This window comes from Bradyrhizobium sp. USDA3010, from assembly GCF_056429065.1.
On the sequence record NZ_JBWJZD010000001.1, the window covers coordinates 104,144 to 127,680 of the forward strand.

Sequence of the window (23,537 nt, forward strand, 5' to 3'; positions counted from 1 at the left end):
GCTGCCCGATACGCGCATGTCGTTCCTGTCCCTACGCTTGGCGCGACGGTCCACGATTCCGGCGGGGAGCCTGATACCACTCCGCCGATTGACGGTAAACCCATTCACGAGATGCAACCCTATGATGCGTAGTGCGAAAGCCGGGAATAAAACGGCGCAGCAGTTTCGGGATGCCACGTTGCCCTGGCTCGACGATGCCTATGCGTTCGCCCGGATCCTGATGCGAACCGATGCGGACGCCGAACAGGCCGTGCAGGACTGCTATCTGCGCGCGCTGTGCCAGTTCGACGGCTTTCGTGGCACCGCCATCAGGCCGTGGCTGCTCGCGATCCTCAAAACCGTCTGCCAGGAAAAACTTGGCGAGATGCTCGTCCGCCGCGGCTCGCCGACGGACGAGGCCGGCAACAAGGAAACGTTCGGCCGGCGCGCTTCGCCGACAATCCGGCAACTCGTCGACGACCTGCCCGCGCCGTTCGGCGAGGTCATCGCACTGCGCGAAATGATCCATCTCTCCTACAAGGAGATCGCCGAGGTCACCGGCGTTCCCGTCACCACCGTGATGTCGCGCATCGCGGAAGCGCGCGACCTGCTGCTCGCGGCGCGGCGAGCAGGGCAAGCGTCGGCGGAACCGGAGGCGGCGAGACCCGCGGGCGGTGCGTCAAAACTGACGGTCTACCGCCCGAACGCCTGTTGAACCGCCGAGGACTCGGTGACGCCGTTGGCGATCAGGAGTTGGAGCAGCAGGCGCGCCTTCTGCGGATTGAGATCGAGCGAGACCGCGAAGCCGAGCTTGTCGTCCTCGACTTCGACGTTGCGATTGACATAGCCCGAGCCAACCCGAGTGGAACGCACCACGACTACACCCTGCTTCGCCGCGGCCGCCAGCGCATCGATCGCGCCCTTTGATGAATTGCCATCACCGACGCCGGCCAGCACGATGCCCTTGGCGCCGCGCTTGACCGCATCCTCGACCTCCGCCGCATCCATGTTGGCGTGCGAATAGATGATGTCGACCCGCGGCAAGGGCGGCGCATCCGGCAGCTTCAGCCCGGCACGTTTGGCTGGTGCGACCGGCTGCAGGTAGCGGAGCGAGCCGGTGTCGACATAACCGACCGGACCGGCATCGGGCGAGCGGAACGTCTCGACGCTGGTGGTATTGGTCTTCTGCACCCAGCGCGCGGCATGGATGGTGTCGTCAAGCACCACCAGCACGCCGCGGCCGCGGGATTCCGGCGCCGACGCGACCCGCATCGCCTCGTAGAGATTGGCCGGGCCATCGGCGCCGATCGCGGTCGAAGGCCGCATCGATCCGACCAGCACGACCGGCATGTCGGTGTCCAGCACGCTTTGCAGGAAGAACGCCGTCTCCTCCATCGTGTCGGTGCCGTGCGTGATGACGATGCCGTCGACTTCCTTGTTGTCGATCGCGGTTCGGATGCGCTTGACGAGGTCGAACCAGACCTTGTCGTTCATGTCCTGCGAGCCGATCGACGAGATCTGCTCGGCCGAGATCTGGGCGAGTTTGTCGATGCCCGGAATGGCGGCGATCAGGTTCGCCGCGCTGACCTTGCCCGAATCATAGGCATTGCCGGCGCGTGCATTGGCCTGGCCCGCGATGGTGCCGCCGGTGCCGAGCACGAGCACGCGGGCCAGCGCGCTGCCGGCGGGGGACTGCTGAGCAATGGCCGGCGACGCAAGCCCGATCAAGAGGGCTGCGGCAAGGCCGACGATGGTGCGCGCGGAACGAGCCGATCGGAACAAGTGCAGCGTCATTTCTTCCCCCAGCGACAGATTGCCTAACCACAACTCGTGGTTTTATCGCGCAAGAAATGGACAAACTTGCGGCGGAAAGTATCGGGGACAGCATTCCGACCTTCCCGGCCGCTCTCACCCCGTACCCTGCTCACACCGCCTTGTTCGCCGGCGCTCCTGCGAAATGTTGACACCGCCGGAATGGCGGCGCACATTTTTTCGAAGATTATTCGAAATATGGGCCCGCCATGCATTTCGAGCTTCCCGACGATCTCCGCGCTCTGCAAGGCAGGATCCGCGAATTTGTGCGCAGCGAGCTCAAGCCCCACGATGCCGCGATCGAGGCAACCGGCGAGGTGCCGGAGAGCGCGATGGCCGGCCTGCGCAGGATGGGATTGTTCGGCACCAACACGCCGAAGCAATTCGGCGGGCTCGGCCTCTCGATGCTCGGCAGCTGCCTCGCGATCGAGGAGCTCGCGAAGGCGCACACCGCGTTCTACTATCTGAGCGGGGTCAACGTTCACATCGGATCGAAGGCGATCGAGTTCTTTGCGCAACCCCCGGTTCGCGACCGGTATCTGCCCGAACTCGCCAGTGGACGAATGATCGGCGCCTTTGCGCTGACCGAGCCGAACGCCGGATCGGATGCCGCCCGCATCCAGACCACGGCGCGGCGGGACGGCGATCATTACGTGCTCGACGGCAGCAAGACCTACATCACCAATGCGCCGGTCGCCGGCGTCTTCACGGTGTTCGCCACACTCGACCCGTCGGCGGGCGCGAAGGGCATCGCGGCGTTTGTCGTGGACGCGAAGACGTCGGGCCTCTCCATCGGCCGCCTGGTCGAGATGGCCGCCGGCCGCGGCTCGGCGCATGCCGAGGTGATCTTCGAAGACTGCCACGTTCCGCGCGAGAACCTGCTCGGCCAGGAGGGCGAAGGATTTGCCATCGCGATGCGGTGCCTGGATGCCGGACGCACGCATTGGGGCGCCTATTGCGTCGGCGCGGCGAGCCAGCTGCTGGACTACGCGCTCGACCATGTCTCGGCGCGCGAGACGTTCGGACGCAAGCTGCGCGACCATCAAGGCATCGAGTGGCAGATCGCCGACATGGCGAGCGCGCTGCATGCCGCACGCCTGGTCGCCTATGAGGCAGCCTGGCGCTACGATCAGGGCGACGCCGCCGCCCGCACCGCCGCGGCGGCACTGTCCAAATATACCGGCGCCGACATGGTGCAGCGGATGGCCGACATGACCATGCAGCTATTCGGTGGTGCCGGTTATTCCAGGGATCTGCCGATCGAGCGCATCTGGCGGGAAACGCGGGTGGTCCGCATTCTGGATGGCACATCCGAGATCATGCGGCAGATCATCGCCCGCAACGCGTTCCGCAATCATCAACGGCGGAACGCGTCAATCTGACAACGGCCTCTTCCACTTTATGTTGCAATAGGTCTTGGTGATCCACTTTCGCTGTCTTACTGTTTTTGCGGGATGGGAGAAGGAAGTGGCTTCGGGGACGACGCTCAAGCTCAAGCAACAACGCAGTCGCGATCGGCGCGAGCAGATTCTTTCGGCAGCGACGAAGCTGTTCGGCCAGCGGGGCATCGACGGCACCTCGCTCACCGAGGTCGCCGCGGCGGCGAAAGTACCGCTCTCCAGCATCTATGATTATTTCGAAAACAAGCGCGCGCTGGTGCTGGATGTGCCCGAGGGCAATTTCGAAGCGCTGTATCAGAAGACCGAGCCGCTGCTGGTGAAGGGCGGCGATCCCGTCGAGCAGCTTCGCATCATCTTCCTGACCAACTTCCAGTACATCAAGGACAACCCGAGCTGGGGCCGCGTGTTCTTCCTGGAGATATGGCCGAGCGTCCTTGCCGCCGAGCCGCGGGTCAAGAAGGCGGTCGACAAATATGCGCGGCGCTACGTGCAGCTGATCAAGCAGGCGATCCGCGCCGGCACCTATCGCCGCAACCTCGACCCCTACACCGCGATGTCGCTGATGATGGGCGGCATGTGCCACCTGACCGCGGTGTGGCTGCTCTATGGCCGCAAATACGATCTGGTGAAGAAGGGCAAGACGCTGTTCACCACACTGCACAACGGGTTCGTTCAGCGTTAGCGCCGGTGCGCGGCCCTGGCTTCGGCCGCGCGGATGATTTGACCCAAATTCAGCGCTGTTTGTCCTGTCGTGAGATGATCCTTTCCCAGAAACCAATACACAACCGTCGAAATCCTGTTCTAGTATGATGCCATGGGCGACCCGCGGTTGGACTCGCGGGCACTGGGGATGGAGCGAATCGATGGACGTCAAGGCTGTTCTGCCGCCGCGTGGCCGCGACTATCGCCTCGATCTGCTGCGCGGCTTCGCCAACTGGGCGATCTATCTCGATCACATCCCGAACAACGCCGTGAACTGGATCACGCAGAAGAATTTCGGCTTCAGCGACGCGGCCGATCTGTTCGTCTTCATCTCCGGCTACACCGCGTCCTTTGTCTATGCGCGCATGATGCTGGAGCGCGGCACCGTGATCGGCGCCACCCGGCTGATCAAGCGGGCCTGGCAGATCTATGTCGCGCATGTCCTGCTGTTCGTGATCTACATCGCCGAGATCGGTTATCTCGCGCAGCGCTATCACGACCCCAATCTCGAGAACGAATTCAACGTCGCGGGCTTCATGCAGAACCCGGCCGAGACGCTCTATCAAGGCCTGCTGCTGGCGTTCAAACCGGTCAACATGGACGTGCTGCCGCTCTACATCGCGCTGATGCTGGTCTATCCGCTGGTGCTGTGGGCGATGCTGCGGAAGCTCAATCTGACGCTGGCAGCCTCGTTCCTGCTCTATCTCGCCGCACGGCATTTCGGCTGGAATCTGCCGGCCTATCCAGGCGGCTCATGGTACTTCAACCCGTTCTGCTGGCAGTTCCTGTTCGTGTTCGGCGGCTGGTTTGCGCTCGGCGGCGCCAGCGAATCGATCACATTCATCCGCTCGCGCGCCTTCCTGTGGCTCGGCGGCGCCTATCTGTTGTTCGCGCTGGTCATGACGCTGGCGGGCCGTTTCCCGGAGCTGGGCCAGGCGATGCCGGCCTGGCTCTATGACGCCTTCAACCCGAACGACAAGACCAACCTCGCGCCCTATCGCGTGCTGCACTTCGTGGTGCTGGCCTTCTTCGTCACACGCTTCCTGCCGCGCGAATGGTCCGGATATGAATGGCCGCTGTTCCAGCCGATCATCAAATGCGGCCAGCAGTCGCTCGAGGTGTTCTGCTCGGGCGTGTTCCTTGCCGTGGTCGCGCATGTGGTGCTGGTCGAGGTCTCCGGCAGCCTCTGGATCCAGATCCTGGTCAGCGCGATCGGCATCGTGCTGATGACCGTGCTCGCCTATTACCGCTCCTGGTCGAAGAAGGTCGACAAGGCGCCGAAGCCGGCCGTGGCTGCGCAGGCGTCGGCGGCCGCGAAGCCGGCGGAATAGCCGGCCGGTGCGCAAAGTGCTTTCTTCACACGAACCAGTATCCGCTTCGCTCGAAAACGCTTTGGAGTGACGGGATGTCCCGCGCCTTTACTCACGACCATCCCGACATCCTGCAGCTCGAAGCCGACGTGCTCGACGCGCGGCCCGGAGCCATCCTGCTCGAACACTCGCCGTTCTTTCCGGGCGGCGGCGGACAGCTTGCCGACCGCGGGGTTCTGAGATGGTCCGGCGGCGTGCTGCCGGTGACCGCCCTCGCGCGTGACGAACGCGGCCTCTGGCACATGGTCCCCTGCGACGGCCTGATCTCCGGCAAGGTGATGCTCGAAGTCGAGCCGGCATTTCGCGCGCTGATGTGCGAACTGCACACGCTCGCCCACGTCGTCAACGCGCTGGTCTATACGCAGTTCGGCGGCGCGCTTCTGACCGGGGCGCAACTCAATGCCGACGGCAGCTTCCGGGTCGATTTCGATCTGCCCGGCGCCAACAATGAACGACTGCGGGCGCTCGAGGCACCGCTGAACGACATCATCCGGCAGGACCTTCCGGTGAGCGCCGCCTTCATGGCGCATACCGAAGCAGAGGCCACACCCGGATTGTTTCGCAGCAAGGCCGTCGCTCCGCCGGTCGGGGCGGATGGCCTTGTCCGAATCGTCGAGATCCTCGGTCTCGACCGGCAGGCCTGCGGCGGCACCCATCTGACGTCGACCGGGCAGGCCCGCCCCGCGCGCATCGTCAAGATCGACAACAAGGGCCGCCAGAACCGCCGGATCAAGGTTGCGGTCTGACCACCTCTCCCAAGCCGCGTGGCCGGAGCGCGGCGTGTCTCACTTTTGATAGATCTTGAGCGTTGTGATCATTTGCTTGAGTTCGGCGACATACTTGTCGGCGTAGTCCTTGTGCACCGACAGAGTGACGAGGATACCGAGCTCTGATGTGTTGGTGGCGAGATAGTAGGTGTCGAAATTGGGTAGTTCCGAACCGGAATGCAGCGCCTCGACCCATTCGTGCGAACCAATCATCGTGCGTCCAACAGAGCGGACGTCGGACAGCTTGCCGGTCGCTTCGTCTCCGATCCTTTGCCGCTGCTTCAGGTGGTCCTCGTAGGCCTGCAGATTGTCCTGCGAATTGCGCTCCTTCATCGCGATGATCGCGATGGCCGCATGGGGAGGCTTGCCGGGCGGCGAGCAGACAAATTCACTGTCGTCCTGTTCGCACCACCAGCCGCGCGCCAGCTCCATGTCAAACGCCGCGGCTCGGAACACGTCCCGCGGCGGCGCGACCAGGATACGCGACGCTGAATATCCGGCGCCGCCGAGCACAGCCGCGCTCACGACGAACGATGCCAGCGTTGCGGTCACAAGGCGCGCGCTGCCGGAGATGTCCACCCTCAATTCCCCTGCTGTTCGATCCAGCGCTTGAGATCGGCGGCGAGCCGCTTGAGGCCAGCCTCCGCATCGGAAGCTGCGATCGCGTCGACGCTGTTGAGGGCCCCCTGTTTGGCATCCGCGGCAGCGGCGGCATTTCCGCGCTTGCGCTCAATCAGGAGCGTGTAGGCCTGGGCGATAGCCACCTCATACGCGACGGATGCGTCGGCGGGCTTGCCGTCGTCGGATGCGCCGGCACCGACAGCAAGCTTGAACTGCTCGGCGGCAGGATCCGGCCGATCAAGCGTGACATATTGCTGGCCCGCCAGCCGGAACAGGCGCACCCGCCATGCGACGACCTGATCATCCTCGGTGCGACCGTCGGACCTGCGGGCGTCGAGCAAGCGCTTCAGCGCGTCGGCACCGGCGGAATAGCTGTCGGCCGCCTCCTGGCGGCGATTTGCGGCAGCGTGCAGGTCGCCGGTCTGGCCCTGCGCCTCGGCCTCGAACCGGACAATTTGCGCGCGCCCATCATGCTCCTTGCCGAGCCGCCGGGCGTCCTCGAGCAGATCGGCATATGCGTGGCTGGCGCCATCCGAATCTTTCTGCCGCATCAGGTACTCGGCATAGGCTTGGCGTGCCTGCAGGAGAGCCAATGCCGCATCAACGCGCGCACGGCTCTGATGACTCAGCGCCGCGCGTTCGATGGCGTCGCTGAATTCCTTGCGCGCCTCCTTGTCTTCGTGCAGTGCCTCGCGGTGGGCTCCGCGCTCGAGGCGGCAGGTTACAACCCCGTTGATCGGGGGATCGTTCGTCGTCCCTTGATCCGCCTTGTCGAGCAGATCGCAACCGCGGCCGATGATGAGCCGGCGTGTCCGCGAAGTGGAAGCATCACCGGCGCTCAGATTGACCGCCTCCTCAACCATGCTGGATGCCGCGAACATGCTGTCGTCATTGGCACGGATCGCCTTGTGCTGGTTGATCAGGGCGACCACGCTGAGACTGCCCACTGCGACCAGTGTTCCAAGCGTCGCGCCCGCGACGGCGCCCAACTGCGTCTGCTGCCGCTTCTCCTCTTCCTGCCGGAGCCGTGGCATCTCGTCGGGCGGGATGTTGAACAGGGGCGCGACGATCTTCAGCTTTTCCGCGCTCAGGCGGACGACCCGTGAGAAGCTCAGGAACCAGAATCGTCCCGCGCCTCTCAAGTCGACGATCTCGATATTCGGGAACGTTTCCTTCAAGCCGCCGGGCAGCGGTCCGTCGAAATCGCCCGCGCCTCGGGCGACGATGACGTTACCCGCACCGGGGCCCGTGGCGAAATCCCGGATCTCGCGCTCGATCCAGTCCTCGACACCTCCCGGGCGCCGCATCGCGCTCGGCGTCGCGACGACAATGAGGTATCGCGAGGACAGCAGCGCCGGCCTGATGCTTTGCTGGTAGAAGTCGCTGGTGCCCCGCTCATAAGCCGAATCGAGATAGACGCGCAGCTTCCGGCCATAGACGTCGCGCAGCGCGGCCGGAAGACGAAAGCCGACAAGCGCGCGTCTCAGCCACCGTGCAACGGCAATCCCGTCGGACCGGCGGTAGGAAATGAATGCGTCATAATTGAACTCAGGCATCGAGTTCGACGGGCTGATTGAATGTGAAGCGGGTCCGAACCGGCCGGATCGCGCATCTGAACCGAAATTGACGCGAAAGATTGTTCAGATCATCAAGCAGATTAAACACGTTGTAGTGGCTCGATCAATCATCATCTCGTCAAACGAGCATCACACTTGTCCAGGTCCCGGTCGCGCCTGGGGATCATGCCGCGGTTCGCTCGACGGGGCGCGATCGGCTTGTTAAGCCGCGTGCCGCAATGACAATTTGAGTCGGGACATGACCGTAGCGATCGAGATGGGACAAACGACGGCCGGCGCTTCGGCGGCCATCGACCTCGAGGAGCTATTGGCGACGCGCCTCCTGGTGCAGGGCAATTCGGGTTCCGGCAAATCCCATCTGCTGCGTCGGCTGCTGGAACAGAGCGCACCATGGGTGCAGCAGACCATCATCGATCCCGAGGGTGACTTCGTTACGTTGGCCGAGCGATTCGGTCACCTCGTCATCGATGCCGAGGACCATACCGAGCGCAGCCTGCAGGTCGCCGGCGAGCGCGTGCGCATCCATCGCGTCTCCACCGTGCTCAATCTCGAGGGGCTCGACGCCGAGAACCAGATGCGGCGCGCCGCGGCCTTCCTCGGCGGCATGTTCGAGGTCGCCCGCGACCACTGGTATCCGATGCTGGTGGTGGTGGACGAGGCGCAGCTGTTCGCGCCGGCGATCGCGGGCGAAGTTTCCGACGAGGCGCGCAAGCTCTCGCTCGGCGCAATGACCAACCTGATGTGCCGCGGCCGCAAGCGCGGGCTTGCCGGGATCATCGCGACCCAGCGGCTGGCCAAGCTCGCCAAGAATGTCGCCGCCGAAGCATCGAACTTCCTGATGGGCCGGACCTTCCTCGACATCGACATGGCACGCGCCGCCGACCTGCTCGGCATGGAGCGGCGGCAGGCGGAGGCGTTCCGCGACCTGGAGCGCGGACAATTCATGGCGCTGGGACCCGCACTCTCCCGCCGCCCACTGGGCTTGCGCATCGGTCCGACCGACACCCAGCCACGCAACGCCGCGCCGCGGCTGATGCCACTGCCTGAAGCAGCGCTCGAGGATGCACGCGCGATTATCCTGGCCGCGCCGCCACCTGAAACGGCGGCCAGGCCGCCGCGCCGGACACCGCCGCCCGACCTGCTCTGCCAGCTGATGGCCGCCAAGCAGCCGGCACCGGAGCAATATCCCGAAGCCACGGAGCCGCCGCCGAGCGCCGAGCAGCTGGCCGAGCGGCGTGAGCGGCTGGATCGCATCCTGCGCGCGATCCTCGCCGAGCCCGACGCCGGCTTCCGCGCCATCGGCGTGCTCTATCAGGAGTTCGTGGTCCGCTGCCGGATCGAGGGTCTCGGTGCCGTCGTGCCGGAGCTGACCGATTTTCGCCGCATGCTGACGCGCGCCCGCGCCGGGCTCGGCACCGAGATGGCGGAGGACGACGCGTGGCAGGATGTCTCGCTGCGTGCCGCCATCCTGCCCGAGGACATGCAGGGCGTCTTCATGATGATCGCCCGCGCCGCGAAGGAAGGCTGGCCCTGCCCGAGCGACGCAGCGATCGCGCGCGCCTATGGCACGCACTCGCTGCGCCGCGCCCGGCATCTTCTGACCTACATCGAGGAGCAGGGCCTGATCGTCTGCCAGCTTGACGGTGCCGGCCGGCGCATCGTGACACTCGTCGAGCTCGCCTGGGCCACCGCCGCGGCCGACCCGAATGCCGACGAGGCGCCGGCGGAAGCAGCCTGCAACAGTTCGACTGCGTAATCAGTCGCAGGGCGACGAAGCATTCGGTATTGCATGGAATCCCGCAAGCGTCGCAAGACACGAAAAGGCCCGCCGGGAGGCGGGCCTTTTTGTTTCTGCTGGTCGAGGTATCTGGTTGCGGTGGGCCCGCGACAGGCCCACGCAGCCCCTTATCTTCAGACCTCACGCATGCTGCGGCTGCGCAAGCTGGCTGACCTGCATCGCCGGCGGATCGACAACCAGGGTCCCGCCATGGCCATCACTCGAGGTCGTGAAGGTCGAGGCCATGTAGTTGCCGAGCAGCATAATACTCGCCGTGACGGTGCCGTCCGTCACCGTGAGCGTGCCGCTCGCACTGGTTCCGCTGAAGGTCGGCGTGTGAACGTTCGCGAAATTGATGTTCGCGAAATCGATCGCATCCGAACCGGTCATCCCGGCGACGGTTCCCGCAAAGCTTGCGGAATTGTCCAGTTTCAGCGTCCCCGTCGAGCCCTGGAACGTCACGGCGGCATTCGATCCGCCGGTCAATTCCAGGGTGCCGCCCGGGACGATGGTGGCGCTGCTCGGGCTCTCTCCCGTGACGTTGAACGACTGCCAGGCTCCCCACGCGGTGCCGTCATTGGCCCGGATCCAGAGTTGATCGGTACCCGAGCCGGCCTGATAGGTCGCCTGGGCAAGCTGTGCCGCCGTCACGTCGATCTCGGTATTCGCAGGCTGGTTCACTCCGCCAACGTTCCAGCGCCCGTTGGTGTTGGAATCCCACAGCGCATATTTCGTGATGGCATCGCCGTCGGCGTCCGTCGCAGTGACGAGGTTCGCAGCAGCAAAGGTCTGCCCCGAGACCGTCACGACGTTCGAGACCGCGACCGTTGGCGCCTGGTTGGTTGCGGTGGCCGTGAAGGCCTTCCAGCTGCTCCACTCGCTGCCGTCATTGGCCCGCACGTAGAGCGTATCCGACGGCGAGCCGCCGGGGCCGAACACGTAGCTGACCTGCGACAGGTTCGCTGCGGCAACATCGATCTCGGCGTTGGCCGCCTCGGCGACGCCATTCACCACCCAGTGACCATTGCCGCCGGTGTCCCAGAACGCGTACTGCGTGATCGGATCGCTCTCGGCATCCGAGGTCGAGAACAGGGTCGAGGCCGCCACCGAATGGCCGTGAATGCCACTGACGTTCGGCGCCGTCACCACCGGAGCCGTGTCGGGGCCCGGTGTTGCCGTGAAGCTCTTCCAGGCGCTCCACATGCTGCCGTCATTGGCCCGCACATAGAGCGTATCGGGCGTCGCGTTGCCGGGACCAAACACGTAGCTCACCTGCGAGAGGTTCGCCGCGGCAACATCGATCTCGGCGTTGGCCGCCTGGGCGACACCATTCACCACCCAGTGGCCATTGCCGCCGGTGTCCCAGAACGCATACTGGGTGATCGGATCGCTCTCGGCATCCGAGGTCGAGAACAGGCTCGAGGCGAGAGTCGACGCCTCGCCATGAACCGCGACCACGTTCGGTGCCGTCACGACCGGAGCCGTGTCGGGGCCCGGTGCTGCCGTGAACGATGTCCAGGTGCTCCACTTCGATCCGTCGTTCGCCCGCACGTAGAGCGTGTCGGGCGTCGAGTTGCCGGGACCGAACACGTAGCTGACCTGCGACAGGTTCGCCGCGGACACATCGATCTCGGTGTTGGCCGCCTGGGCGACACCATTCACCACCCAGTGACCGTTGCCGCCGGTGTCCCAGAACGCGTACTGGGTCATCGGATCGCTCTCGGCATCCGAGGTCGAGAACAGGCTCGAGGCGAGAGTCGACGTCTCACCATGAACCGCGGCCACGTTCGCTGCCGTAACGACCGGAGCAGTATCGATCCCCGGTGTTGCCGTGAACGCTGCCCAGCTGCTCCACTTCGATCCGTCATTCGCCCGCACGTAGAGCGCATCGGGCGTCGAGCCGCCCGGTCCGAACACGTAGCTGACCTGCGAAAGATTCGCCGCGGCAACATCGATCTCGACGTTTGCCGCCTGGGCGACGCCATTCACCACCCAGTGGCCATTGCCGCCGGTGTCCCAGAACGCATACTGGGTCATCGGATCGCTCTCGGCATCCGAGGTCGAGAACAGGCTCGAGGCGAGCGCCGACGTCTGCCCATGGGCGGCCGTCACGTTCGCTGCCGTAACGACCGGGGCAGTATCGATCCCCGGTGTTGCCGTGAACGCGGTCCAGCTGCTCCACTTCGATCCGTCATTAGCCCGCACGTAGAGCGTATCGGGCGTCGAGCCGCCCGGTCCGAACACGTAGCTGACCTGCGAAAGATTCGCCGCGGCAACATCGATCTCGACGTTTGCCGCCTGGGCGACACCATTCACCACCCAGTGGCCACTTCCGCCGGTGTCCCAGAATGCATACTGGGTGATCGGATCGCTCTCGGCATCCGAGGTCGAGAACAGGCTCGAGGCGAGCGCCGACGCCTGCCCATGGGCGGCCGTCACGTTCGCGGCCGTCACGACCGGAGCGGTATCGACCCCCGGTCCCGCCGTGAATGACTTCCAGGTGCTCCACAGGCTGCCGTCGTTGGCCCGCACGTAGAGCGTGTCGGGCATCGAGCCGCCGGGCCCGAACACGTAGCTGACCTGCGACAGGTTCGCCGCGGCAACATCGATCTCGACGTTGGCGGCCTGGGCGACACCATTCACCACCCAGTGACCATTGCCGCCGGTGTCCCAGAACGCGTACTGCGTGATCGGATCGCTCTCGGCATCCGAGGTCGAGAACAGGCTCGACGCAAGAGCCGACGCCTGCCCATGGGCGGCTGTCACGTTCGCGGCCGTCACGACCGGAGCGGTATCGACCCCCGGTCCCGCCGTGAATGACTTCCAGGCGCCCCACAGGCTGCCGTCGTTGGCCCGCACGTAAAGCGTATCGGGCATCGAGCCGCCGGGCCCGAACACGTAGCTGACCTGCGACAGGTTTGCCGCGGCAACATCGATCTCGACGTTGGCTGCCTGCGCAACACCATTCACCACCCAGTGGCCATTGCCGCCGGTGTCCCAGAACGCATATTGGGTGATCGGATCGCTCTCGGCATCCGAGGTCGAGAACAGGCTCGACGCAAGAGCCGACGTCTGCCCATGGGCGGCCGTCACGTTCGTGGCCGAAACGACCGGAGCGGTATCGATCCCCGGTGTTGCCGTGAACGCGGTCCAGCCTCCCCACAACGTTCCGTCGTTCGCCTTGATGTACAACGTATCAGGGACCGATCCTGTCGGCCCGAACACGTAGCTCACCTGCGACAACTGCGCCGCGGTAATATCGATCTCGGTGTTGGCGGCCTGCGCCACACCGTTCACCACCCAATGACCGTTGCCGCCCGTGTCCCAGAGCGCGTACTGGGTCATCGTGTCGCCGTCCGGATCGCTCACCGTGAACAGGCTCGATGCGGCAATCGACGTCTGGCCGTGCGCCGCAGTCACGTTGACTGCGTTCACGGTCGGCGGGGTGTCGACAAACGCCTTGGCCGTGAATTGGGTCCAGCCGCCCCAAACCGTGCCGTCATTGGCACGTACGAAGAGCGTATCAGTCGAACCGCTTGGACCGAAGACGTAGCTCACCTGCGACAGGTTCGCCGCCGCAACGTCGATCTCGGCATTGGTGGCCTGGACGACGCCGTTGACGACCCAGTGTCCGTTACCTTGGGTGTCCCAGAACGCGTATTGGGTGATGGGATCGCCATCGGCGTCGGTGACCGAGAACAGGTTGGAAGCGAGCGCAGAGGTCTCGTTCAGGGTTGCCTGCACATTGGGCGCTGACGTGACGGGAGCGATATCGGCACGCGTCGTGACCAGCGTGCCGGTGCCGGAATCCGCGCCGACGCTGAACCGCACGCCAGGCGTCTGATCAAGTTGCACATCGAACGAGGAAGCTCCCTCCGTGACATGCAGGAGATTGCCCGGAAGCAAGGACGCCGACCCGCCGGATACGAAACTGAGGCCCGCCAGATCGATGCTGTCGCCCAGCACCAGCCCGCTGACGGTGGTGCCGGCCAAAGACGTGCCGTCGATCTTGAGCTGCCCGCCGGACCCGCTGAAGGTGATGCCACCGCTCGCGACGCTGCCGGCCTGCAAGTCGACCACGCCGCCCGAAATCGTCACCGGCCCCGTGGAGCCGCCCGAAGATACGATTTCAGTACCTCCTCCAAACACGAAGACGTTGCTCGTTGTCGTTCCGGCAAGATTGAACGTGCCACCGCTCGACACCGCGATGTCGTGCACCGTGGCTCCGGAAGCTACGTTGAACACGCCGCCGCTGGACACCGACAGGTGGTCCAGTGCGCCGCCCGACAAGACGTTGACCGTGCCGCCTGAGACGGCCGTCCCGGAGCCCACGGCCCCGTTGACGACACCACCCGAGAAGACGTTCTCGACACCGCCGGCATAAACGCCCACGCGGCTGAGCACGGTACCCGACACATTGAATATGCCGCCGCTCGAGACGCCGACGAAAGCCGCCGAGCCGCCGGCCAGCACGTTCAATACGCCGCCTGCGCTGACTCCGGTGCCCGAACTGACGGCGCCGGTGATCAGTCCACCGGACAGCACGTTCTCGACACCGCCGCTGTTGATGCTGACATTGCTCAGCACCGTACCCGCGACATTGAAGATGCCGCCGCTCGACACGCCGACAAAGGCAGCCGTGGCGCCCGCCGACAGGTTCAACGTACCGCCCGAAACTCCCGTCCCGGATCCGCTCGCTCCGGAGATCGATCCTCCGGACAACACGTTCTCGACGCCGCCGGCGTAGACACCCGTGTTGCTCAGCACCTTGCCCGCGACATTGAAGGTGCCGCCGCTCGACACACCGACATGCACAGCCGAACCACCGGCCAGAACGTTCACGATGCCACCGGCTGAAATGATGGTTGCCGCACTCGACGCGCCGGAGATGAGCCCGCCGGACAGGACGTTCTCGATACCACCGCTCGAGACCAGCGTGTTGCTAATGATCGTACCTGCAACATTCAGGCTGCCGCTCGACACCGTCACGTCGTGGGCCGTACCACCGGCCGAGACATTCAGAGTGCCGCTCGAAACCGTCAGGTGATCCAGTGCACCGCCGGAAGATACGTTGACGGTGCCGCCGGACACGCCCGTGCCGGAACCCGGGACGCCGGTGACGACACCACCCGCGAGAACATTCTCAACGCCGCCGTCATAGACGCCGACATTGCCGAGCACCGTGCCGGCCACGTTGAACGTGCCGCCACTCGACACACCGACGTGAACTGCCGAACCACCGGCAAGAAGGTTCAATGTGCCGAGCACTCCGGTCCCCGAGCCCGTGGCTCCGGAGATCAGTCCGCCGGACAAGACGTTCTCGATGCCGCCGCTCGAGACCAGCGTGTTGCTGGTGATCGTGCCTGCGACATTCATGGTGCCGCCGTTCGACACCGTGATGTTGTGCACCGTGCCGCCGGCGGAGACATTCAGCGTGCCGCTCGACACCGTCAGGTGATCCAGCGCACCGCCGCCAAATACGTTGACCGTACCGCCGGAGATGCCGGTCCCGGAACCTGTCACGCCGGTGACAACGCCACCCGAGAGAACATTCTCAACACCGCCGTCATAGACACCGACATTGCTGAGCACGGTGCCGGCCACGTTGAACGTGCCGCCACTCGAAACACCGACGAACGCCGCCGAGCCTCCGGCCAAGACGTTCAGTACGCCGCCGGCGGAAACACCGGTACCTGAGCTGACCGCCCCCGAAATGAGACCGCCGGACAATACGTTCTCGACACCGCCGCTGCGGACACCGCCCATGCTGAGGAACGTGCCGGCCACATTGAGGACGCCGCCGCTAGAAACAGCCACGAACGCAGCCGAGCCGCCGGCCAGAACATTGAGGGTGCCACCGGAAACGCCGGTGCCCGAGTTGATGGCGCCGGTGATCAGTCCGCCCGACAACACGGTCTCGACACCGCCCGCCAGGACGGCCGTATTGCTGGTGACGGTGCCGCCCACGCTGAGCACGCCGCCGCTCGAAACAGTGATGTGGTCGGCGGTGGCGCCGGCTTCGACGATGACCCGCCCGGCATCGCCGACATTCGTCGCCGAGCCCCCGGCGAGAATGTCGAGCAGGCCGCCGCCCGAAACCTGCACACCCGACGCGAGGCCACCGGACGAAACGGTTTCAACGCCTCCGCTGAGCACGAACTGGTTGGTGACGGTGCCGCTGTCGTTCAGCGCACCGCCGGCATAGACGAACATTGCGGTCGCGGTAGCGCCCGACTGTACGTTCACCGTGCCACCGGAGATCGCGGTGCCGAAGCCTCCGGACACACCCTGGACCACGCCGCCCGACAGCACATTCTCGACGCCGCCGCTGTATACACCGACAGAGCTCAGCACCGTACCGGCAACGTTGAAGACACCACCGGCCGAGACGCCGACGTAGGACGCCGAGCCGCCGGCCGAGAGGTTCAACGTACCGCCCGAAACGCCGGTCCCGGAGCCGGACGCTCCGGAGATCGACCCGCCCGACAGGATGTTTTCGATACCGCCAGCGTAGATCGCGGTGTTGCTGAGCACACTACCGGCAACGTTGAACGTACCGCCGCTCGAAACACCGACGAACGCCGCCGAGCCACCGGCCGAAACGTTCAGTATGCCGCCGGCGGAAACGCCGGTGCCTGAGCTGACCGCCCCCGAAATGAAACCGCCCGACAGTACGTTTTCGACACCGCCGCTACGGACCCCGATCATGCTGAGCGTCGTGCCGGCAACGTTGAAGACGCCACCGCTCGAAACCGACAGGAATGTAGCCGAGCCGCCCGCCAGAACATTGACGGTGCCGCCGGAAATGCCGGTCCCCGAGCCACTAGCTCCGCTGATCAATCCGCCGGACTGGACGTTCTCGACGCCGCCGGTGAACACCGCGGTGAAGCTGTTGACGGTCCCCGCCACGTTGAGCGTGCCGCCACTCGAGACGGCGAAGCGGTCGGCCCCGCCGCCCGCGCTGACGACGGCACTGCCGCCGCTGGAAATCGTGGTCCCTACCGCGTAGCCGCCGGCGTCGACCAGGAGCTGGCCGCCGGACAGCGTTGTTACGGTTGCCGAGCCTCCGTTGAGGACCTCGAGCGTATTGCCTCCCGTTTCGGTCAGTCCTGAGCTGATAACACCCGAGCTTACAAAAGTGGTGCTCATGGCAGCGCGCCCCCCCCAAAAAAATGGTCAGTTCTTGAAATAGGCTAGAGCTTGAATCCAGGAATCGTCCTGATCACCGACTTCACATGGTCCACGGTGATCAGCCGTGTGCACTCGAACTGACGCGGCGTCCCCTTGTGGCGGGGGCACCAGAAAAAATCCTTGTGGTCGAATCGGACCGCCGGATCGTTCCAGCAGCTGTTGCACGCGTGATAATTGATGACGCGGTAGGGCGTAGCAAATTCATTTGTCGGATGCGTGAAGCCCGCGATCATCACGACCGGAGTGCCGACCGCCCAGGCCAGCCAGGCAAGTCCGCTGGAAAGGCCGATGAAAAAGTCCGCATGGTTGAGCAGATTCGCCCGCTCCTGAATCGGGCGGTCACCGGTCCAGTCCTCCGCGCCGTTCGGAATGTGATTCCATACCAGCTCGTGGCCGTGCGTCGGCTTCTGATCGATGCAGATCACGCGATAGCCGGCCTGCTTGAGAAAGCTGGTCAGTTCGCGCCAGCCGTTGGGGTTATTCCAGTACTTGCATTGCGTGGTGCTCTGGACCGCGATGCAAACATAAGGCTCGGGGATGGGCCTTTGATCGTCGGCCAGTGAGATGCGCGGCGCCGCTTCGGTCGGATCGACGCCGAGGATGTATCCGGCGGTGCGGTGCAGTCCGACAAAGCGGAAGTCGCAGGGCTGGTAGACGAAATTCTTGTCGTCGAAAAACAACCCGACGCTGTACGTGGCGTAGTACCGATCGGTTTGGATTTCCTCATGCGTGACGAAGTTGATCTCCGGATACGCATCACGAAACAGCGGAATCAGCTTCTCCGCCATTGCGCAGGTCAGCTTGCAATTGTGAGCTTTCCTGAACTTCTCCACATAGGGAAACCAGCCGATCGTGTCGCCCAGGGTGCCGACCGGAAGCTGGATCAGGACGTGACGATCCGTCGCGTTGTACTCATGCGAGAAAATGACATCCTCGCCCTGCAAGACCTCGATACGGAAACGAATGTAGTAGCGCTTTGAGCTGTTGACGCGTCCGCCCGCGAACTGCGTCTCGAACAGAACATTGCCGGTCTCGGCGTCCCAAAGACGCACGCGCCAAGGACCTTCGGCTTCGGGACAAACGACCCGGGCGCCGTCGTTGAAGTCGAATCGCAGTCCTTTGGGACCGACTTGCGTGGGAAGTTCGGCGGCCGCCGGATAGGCACGCTTGGGCGTTTCGGCATCCGGCGCAACAGCTTCCGACTTGGCAGGCACGGCGCTGGTCGACCGATCAACGATGACTTTGGGTTGGTCGGCCACTTGGTCAATCGGACGCTTCAGCCCGATCACCGGCGCGACGGCAATCGCATTCACGAATATCCCCTGCCCTGAAAATACAAAGAACGCTAAAAATACGCAGCGAACGTATGCGAGATTGACAACCGCGTCAACGGACGAAAACCTTAGCGAGTACCTCCCCTCGCGGCCGCTCCGGAACCGCCGAAACAAAGAAGCACAAGCGATGAGCCGCAATCCCAGCAAGGTCCCGTTTGTGATCGCAGCGTCGGCGCATGGCCCGCTGATCGTCAACCGGCTCGACTACCACACCGCGGGTGACCATATCTTTGGCGTGGGGATTCAGATCCTCGAGCACGGCGCGTTCGACGTCACTGAAATCGAACTTACGAAGGGTCTTCTTGCACTGCGAAGAACCTACCGAGGAGATGGCGTGGTGGCCATCGACTGCGGGGCGAACATCGGCGTTCACACCATCGAATGGTCCAAGCAAATGGACGGCTGGGGTTCGGTCCTTGCCATCGAGGCGCAGGAGCGGGTCTACTACGCCCTTGCCGGCAACATCGCCATCAACAACTGCTTCAACGCGCGGGCGATGCACGCGGTTATTTCGTCGGAAACCGGCAAGACCTGGGTGCCGACCTTAAGCCATCAGGAACCCGCCAGCTTCGGAAGTCTGGAGGTGACGCAACGCCCCGGCACGGAGCAGATCGGCCAGAAGATCGATTATTCCGAGGCCAAAGGCTCTGAGACGACGATGATCACCCTGGACTCCCTGAATCTGAGCCGCTGCGATCTGATCAAGATCGACGTCGAAGGGATGGAGTTGAAGGTGCTGGAAGGAGCCAGCGCCACGATCCGGCAGCATCACCCCGTCATTCATGCGGAATTCATCAAGACCGACAAGGCCGCACTGGTTCGCAAGCTGAACGATCATGGATACCGGACCTACGACGCGGGGCAAAACTGCCTTGCGATCCATGAATCCGACCCGACCCTGAGCCACGTGGAATCGCGAACCACGTCATGACGGCCTGACCGCCGAATTCTTTCATCGCTCGCGGAGAGCATCCTGCCGGTAGCGCATGATCGGCGACAGCAGATAGCTCATGATGCTGCGGGCGCCCGTCCTGATTTGGACGGTTACGGTCATTCCCGGTGAAAGATTGATCTCCTTGTCATCGACGACCATCTTGGTCCGGTCGATCGAGACATGCGCGATATACACCGGCCCCTGCCCCTTTGGCTCGCTGCTTTCCTCCGGCGCTCCACCATTGGGCTCGCGGGCTGGGTCCCGCGCCTTGTCGCGGGAGACGGAATCGGGCGAGACGCTGACGATCTTGCCGTGCAGCAGGCCGTAGCGTGTGAAGTTGAAGGTATCGACCTTGATTTCGGCGTCTTGGCCCGGGTGCACGAAGCCGATATCGCGATTTGAAACCATCGCTTCGATTTCAATCAGATTGTCGCTGGGTACGACGACCGCGAGCGTCTGGGCGGGAGTGACGACACCGCCGACAGTGTGCACCGCCAATTGCTGCACCACGCCATCGATCGGTGCGGCGAGTTTTTGAAGGCTGGTCCGGTGCTCGGCCTTGGACACCTCGTCCTTGAGGCTGCCGGCCTTCTGCGTCGCCTTGGACAGATCATCGTACAGGCGGTGCCGGTATTCCGAGACAAGCTTGGCGCGCGTCTCTGCGAGCGCGGCGACAGCCGCATTGGCCTCCTCGAGCTTGCTCCGTTGCACCAGGATGTCCTGCTGCATCCCGACCAGCTCCTGGAGCTCCTGCAGGTATTGCAGCTTTGAACCGTACTCCCGGTCCGCCAGGTACTTGCGAACTCCGACGCGTTCCTGCAGCACCGGCAACAGAGCTTCAATCTTGGCGATGCTGGCGTCGATCGTCCTGGTCTCCGCGACCTTCTGCACCCGTTGCCGATCCAGTTCGGACAACTTGGCGCGCTGCTCGGAATCCTGACTGCGCAAGTACTCCAGATGCATTTGAATCAAGGCGGGCGGCGTGTCGTCCGGTACGCCCTCGAGCGCGTCGGTATTCCCGTCAAGCGCCGAACGGGTGCGTGAGATATCGAGCAGTGCCGAGAGAAGATCGTTCTTCAGGTGCTGAAGCTCCGCCTGATTGCTGGTCGGATCCAGCTCGATCAGAATCTCGCCGGCCTTGACGGTTTGGCCGTCGCGGACGTGAATGGCCCGCACCACTCCGATCTCGAGCGGCTGAACCAGCTTCACACGGTCGCCCGGCACGATCTTTCCGGGTGCGGAAGCAACGATGTCGATCTTGCCGAGGCCCGCCCACGCCACGGCGCAGCAGAACAAGGCAGCAAGCAAGACGGCGGTCAGCCTGGCGGTGGGAGACGGCGGCGTCTCGACGATTTCGAGGGCGGCCGGCAGGAAGGCCAGCTCGTCCCGGGTTTTGCCCCCGACCGCGACCACTTCACGAGCCGACTTCATGGATCCCCGCCTGCAACCGGTACAGCGACGCGTATCTTCCGCCTGTGCTGAGCAACTCCTCGTGGGATCCCTGTTCGACGAGCCGGCCGCGATCAATGGTGATGATCCGATCGGTGCGCCTGACAGCGGACAGACGATGTGCAATGACAAAAACCGTTCGTCCCTTCACGATCCGGTTCATATTGTCCTGAATGACTCTTTCGCTTTCGTAGTCGAGCGAACTCGTTGCTTCGTCGAAGATCAGGATGCGGGGATCGGTGATAAGGGCCCGCGCGATCGCGATGCGTTGCCGCTGCCCTCCCGACAGACTGGAGCCGCGCTCGCCGACGACGGTGTCGTAGCCTTCCGGCAGCTCCAGAATGAATTCGTGAGCTCCCGCAAGCTGAGCCGCGGCGACCACTTTCTCCATCGGAGCGGCCGGGTCGGCGAGCGCGATGTTTTCCCGTACGCTGCGATTGAACAACACGTTTTCCTGCAGGACGACGCCGACCTGGCGACGCAGCCACGCCGGATCGACCATCGCAAGGTCGACCCCGTCGACAAGGACCCTGCCCTTCTCCGGAACGTAAAGGCGCTGAACGAGCTTCGTGAACGTGCTCTTGCCCGAACCGGACGGACCGACGATGCCGACGACCTGGCCGGCCGGAATGCTGATGTTGATGTCGTGCAGCACTTCGGGTCCATCCACCCGATAGCGGAAGGACACGTGCTCAAGTGTGACCTGCCCCTTGATGGGCGGCGGCACGGCGCGACCGGGGCTGAACGTCTGCTCGGCCGGCGTATTCAGGATGTCGCCGAGCCGCGCGACGGAGAGCCTGGCCTGATGGAAGTCCTGCCAGAGCTGCGCCAGCCTCAGAACCGGCGCGCTCACGCGTGACGAGAACATGTTGAAGGCGATCAGCTCGCCCACCGTGAGGCTTCCGTCGATCACCAGCTTGGCGCCGGCGTAAAGGATCACCGCGGTGACGAGCTTGCTCACGAACTGGACCGATTGGCTCGCGACATTCGCCAGGCTGAGCACGCGGAAGCTGGCCGCCACGTATCCGGCAAGCTGCTCCTCCCAGCGGCGCTGCATCTGCGGTTCGAGCGCCATGGCCTTGATGGTCTCGACCCCGGTCACGCTCTCGACGAGAAAGGCCTGGTTTTCGGCCCCGCGCTCGAATTTGGTATCCAGCCGCTGGCGGAACATCGGCGTCGCGCCGGCCGAGATGCCGATATAAAGCGGGAAGGACCCAAGCACGATCCAGGTCAGGATCGGCGAGTAGATAAACATCACCGCGATGAAGACGACGGTGAAGAACAGGTCTATCACGACCGTCAGCGCGGAGCCGGTCAGGAAGTTGCGAATGTTCTCCAGCTCGCGGACCCGCGCAACCGAGTCGCCAACCCGGCGAGCCTGGAAGTAGGCAATGGGCAGCCCGATGAGGTGCCGAAACAAGCGGGCTCCCAGTTCGACATCGATCCGGTTGGTCACGTGGGAGAACAGGTAGGTCCTCAGTATCGCGAGGGCCGTCTCAAAACCCGCGATGCCGATCAACCCCACGACGAGCACGTCGAGTGTGCTGAGTGTGTGATTAACCAGGACCTTGTCGATCACCACCTGAAAGAACAGCGGCGACACCAGAGCAAACAGCTGCAAGAAGAACGAGGCGATCAACACCTCCACGAAATGGTACCGATATTTGTGGATTGCCCCCAGAAACCACGACAGGTCAAAGCGGCGCGCAAGATTGACCAGTCCCGCCCGCCGGCTCACCAGGATCAGCTTGCCGGTCCACACCGCTTCCAGTTCGGCCCTCGTGATCAACTCCGGGCGCTCCGACAGAGGCGATTGAACGAGGATCTTGTCTGCGCCCACCTTGGCGAGGATCAGATGGCCGCCGTCGCGCAACAGCGCGATGGCAGGAAGCGGGACCTTCTCGAGCCTCAGCCAGTTGGTGCTCAGCTCGCGAGCCTTGACGCCGGTCGAGCGCGCGTAGCGCAGCATCTCCGGCGTTCCGAACGGGCCATTGCCGACTTGATGACGAATCTGGTCGACATCGGCCGGGATGCCGTGAAAACGCAGCAGCATCGCGAGCCCAACTATCCCGCTGTCTGCTGTCGTACCGCTCCGCGTGTCAATCATCTCGCGATTTAATCTGCTCAGTAGCTGAAAATAACTGCAGTCGAAGGTGAGCCGAATTGCCGTGAGCGCGCCCCGCCCCTGCTCGTCGGCCTCGCTGCCAGCGCAAACTGACTATTCGTAACGAACCCACAGAGCAGCAAATGAATATGACAGGCAGAGTACTATGGCTCTTCGCCGAGATGCAATTGGCGTTATCAACGGCCAGGCCGAATTCGCGAGCGACATCATGCCGATCCTGGAGTCCATCGTGGAACCGTTCGGAAATCCGAACCAGGCTCCGTAGTCTTACGGATCGCGGCCACGCGATATGGCTGTCACCGGGATCACAGGGATGATCGCGGCGGCCTTATCGCGTATAAGAAATGACCCGAGCCAATCGCGCCAGAGGCGCTGGACACGAACAGCCTCACGCTCCGCTTTGTCCGGGGCCGGCCATTTGTCTATTAACCACCCAGTGACTGGTCAGTATGAATATTATCAATTATTGCCACGCTACCATAGATTGAAAGCTCGACCA

Annotated in this window: 14 protein-coding genes; 7 read left to right on the top strand and 7 right to left on the bottom strand. The window is 63.9% G+C overall.

The genetic code is table 11. The features are described from left to right. The first annotated feature begins 16 nt into the window (after positions 1-16). Complete coding sequence (locus tag AC066Y_RS00470; RefSeq protein WP_478272186.1) at positions 17-694, top strand: sigma factor-like helix-turn-helix DNA-binding protein; 678 nt, start codon at positions 17-19, stop codon at positions 692-694. On the opposite strand, the gene AC066Y_RS00475 is transcribed toward AC066Y_RS00470, so the two are convergent. Then, positions 673-1,773 (bottom strand): asparaginase, encoded by a 1,101-nt coding sequence (locus AC066Y_RS00475; protein ID WP_478272187.1) that lies wholly within the window; start codon positions 1,771-1,773, stop codon positions 673-675. The two genes, AC066Y_RS00470 and AC066Y_RS00475, sit on opposite strands and share 22 nt — an antisense overlap. A gap of 227 nt (positions 1,774-2,000) precedes the next feature. On the opposite strand from AC066Y_RS00475, the gene AC066Y_RS00480 reads away from it, so the two are divergent. From AC066Y_RS00480 to AC066Y_RS00495, 4 genes are all read left to right on the top strand, one after another. Then, positions 2,001-3,173 carry an acyl-CoA dehydrogenase family protein gene (locus tag AC066Y_RS00480; protein ID WP_478272188.1) on the top strand — a complete coding sequence of 391 codons (1,173 nt, stop codon included), beginning with the start codon at positions 2,001-2,003 and terminating at the stop codon, positions 3,171-3,173. Between the two features lie 85 nt (positions 3,174-3,258). After that, entirely contained in the window at positions 3,259-3,873 is a 615-nt protein-coding gene (locus AC066Y_RS00485) for a TetR/AcrR family transcriptional regulator (RefSeq protein ID WP_478272189.1), read from the top strand. A gap of 181 nt (positions 3,874-4,054) precedes the next feature. Then, positions 4,055-5,224: an OpgC domain-containing protein gene (locus tag AC066Y_RS00490; protein WP_478272190.1), complete on the top strand. Its 1,170-nt coding sequence runs from the start codon at positions 4,055-4,057 to the stop codon at positions 5,222-5,224. 74 nt (positions 5,225-5,298) lie between these two features. Continuing rightward, the gene (locus AC066Y_RS00495; RefSeq protein WP_478272191.1) at positions 5,299-6,009 is read left to right on the top strand and encodes an alanyl-tRNA editing protein; all 711 of its coding nucleotides are present in this window, start codon (positions 5,299-5,301) and stop codon (positions 6,007-6,009) included. 39 nt (positions 6,010-6,048) lie between these two features. On the opposite strand, the gene AC066Y_RS00500 is transcribed toward AC066Y_RS00495, so the two are convergent. Next, complete coding sequence (locus tag AC066Y_RS00500) at positions 6,049-6,609, bottom strand: hypothetical protein (protein ID WP_478272192.1); 561 nt, start codon at positions 6,607-6,609, stop codon at positions 6,049-6,051. 2 nt (positions 6,610-6,611) lie between these two features. Further along, positions 6,612-7,958 carry a hypothetical protein gene (locus AC066Y_RS00505; RefSeq protein ID WP_478272193.1) on the bottom strand — a complete coding sequence of 449 codons (1,347 nt, stop codon included), beginning with the start codon at positions 7,956-7,958 and terminating at the stop codon, positions 6,612-6,614. Between the two features lie 508 nt (positions 7,959-8,466). Here AC066Y_RS00505 and AC066Y_RS00510 point away from each other — a divergent pair. After that, complete coding sequence (locus AC066Y_RS00510; RefSeq protein WP_478272194.1) at positions 8,467-9,984, top strand: helicase HerA domain-containing protein; 1,518 nt, start codon at positions 8,467-8,469, stop codon at positions 9,982-9,984. A gap of 162 nt (positions 9,985-10,146) precedes the next feature. On the opposite strand, the gene AC066Y_RS00515 is transcribed toward AC066Y_RS00510, so the two are convergent. Further along, positions 10,147-17,154 (bottom strand): hypothetical protein, encoded by a 7,008-nt coding sequence (locus tag AC066Y_RS00515; RefSeq protein ID WP_478272195.1) that lies wholly within the window; start codon positions 17,152-17,154, stop codon positions 10,147-10,149. A 44-nt stretch (positions 17,155-17,198) separates the two neighbouring features. After that, entirely contained in the window at positions 17,199-18,509 is a 1,311-nt protein-coding gene (locus AC066Y_RS00520) for an autotransporter strand-loop-strand O-heptosyltransferase (RefSeq protein WP_478272196.1), read from the bottom strand. A gap of 148 nt (positions 18,510-18,657) precedes the next feature. On the opposite strand from AC066Y_RS00520, the gene AC066Y_RS00525 reads away from it, so the two are divergent. Further along, entirely contained in the window at positions 18,658-19,461 is an 804-nt protein-coding gene (locus AC066Y_RS00525; RefSeq protein ID WP_342713253.1) for an FkbM family methyltransferase, read from the top strand. A gap of 21 nt (positions 19,462-19,482) precedes the next feature. Here AC066Y_RS00525 and AC066Y_RS00530 read toward each other — a convergent pair whose 3' ends face one another. Further along, the gene (locus tag AC066Y_RS00530; protein WP_478272197.1) at positions 19,483-20,895 is read right to left on the bottom strand and encodes an HlyD family type I secretion periplasmic adaptor subunit; all 1,413 of its coding nucleotides are present in this window, start codon (positions 20,893-20,895) and stop codon (positions 19,483-19,485) included. Further along, positions 20,879-23,020: a type I secretion system permease/ATPase gene (locus AC066Y_RS00535; protein ID WP_478272198.1), complete on the bottom strand. Its 2,142-nt coding sequence runs from the start codon at positions 23,018-23,020 to the stop codon at positions 20,879-20,881. Before AC066Y_RS00535 ends, AC066Y_RS00530 begins: the two co-directional genes overlap by 17 nt. Positions 23,021-23,537 lie beyond the last annotated feature (517 nt).

Bases quoted from the DNA above. Each gene is read 5' to 3' on its own strand.
- AC066Y_RS00470 (WP_478272186.1), top strand. From the start codon at position 17: ATGTCGTTCCTGTCCCTACGCTTGGCGCGACGGTCCACGATTCCGGCG.
- AC066Y_RS00475 (WP_478272187.1), bottom strand. From the start codon at position 1,773: ATGACGCTGCACTTGTTCCGATCGGCTCGTTCCGCGCGCACCATCGTC.
- AC066Y_RS00480 (WP_478272188.1), top strand. From the start codon at position 2,001: ATGCATTTCGAGCTTCCCGACGATCTCCGCGCTCTGCAAGGCAGGATC.
- AC066Y_RS00490 (WP_478272190.1), top strand. From the start codon at position 4,055: ATGGACGTCAAGGCTGTTCTGCCGCCGCGTGGCCGCGACTATCGCCTC.
- AC066Y_RS00495 (WP_478272191.1), top strand. From the start codon at position 5,299: ATGTCCCGCGCCTTTACTCACGACCATCCCGACATCCTGCAGCTCGAA.
- AC066Y_RS00505 (WP_478272193.1), bottom strand. From the start codon at position 7,958: ATGCGGCGCCCGGGAGGTGTCGAGGACTGGATCGAGCGCGAGATCCGG.
- AC066Y_RS00510 (WP_478272194.1), top strand. From the start codon at position 8,467: ATGACCGTAGCGATCGAGATGGGACAAACGACGGCCGGCGCTTCGGCG.
- AC066Y_RS00515 (WP_478272195.1), bottom strand. From the start codon at position 17,154: ATGAGCACCACTTTTGTAAGCTCGGGTGTTATCAGCTCAGGACTGACC.
- AC066Y_RS00525 (WP_342713253.1), top strand. From the start codon at position 18,658: ATGAGCCGCAATCCCAGCAAGGTCCCGTTTGTGATCGCAGCGTCGGCG.
- AC066Y_RS00530 (WP_478272197.1), bottom strand. From the start codon at position 20,895: ATGAAGTCGGCTCGTGAAGTGGTCGCGGTCGGGGGCAAAACCCGGGAC.
- AC066Y_RS00535 (WP_478272198.1), bottom strand. From the start codon at position 23,020: ATGATTGACACGCGGAGCGGTACGACAGCAGACAGCGGGATAGTTGGG.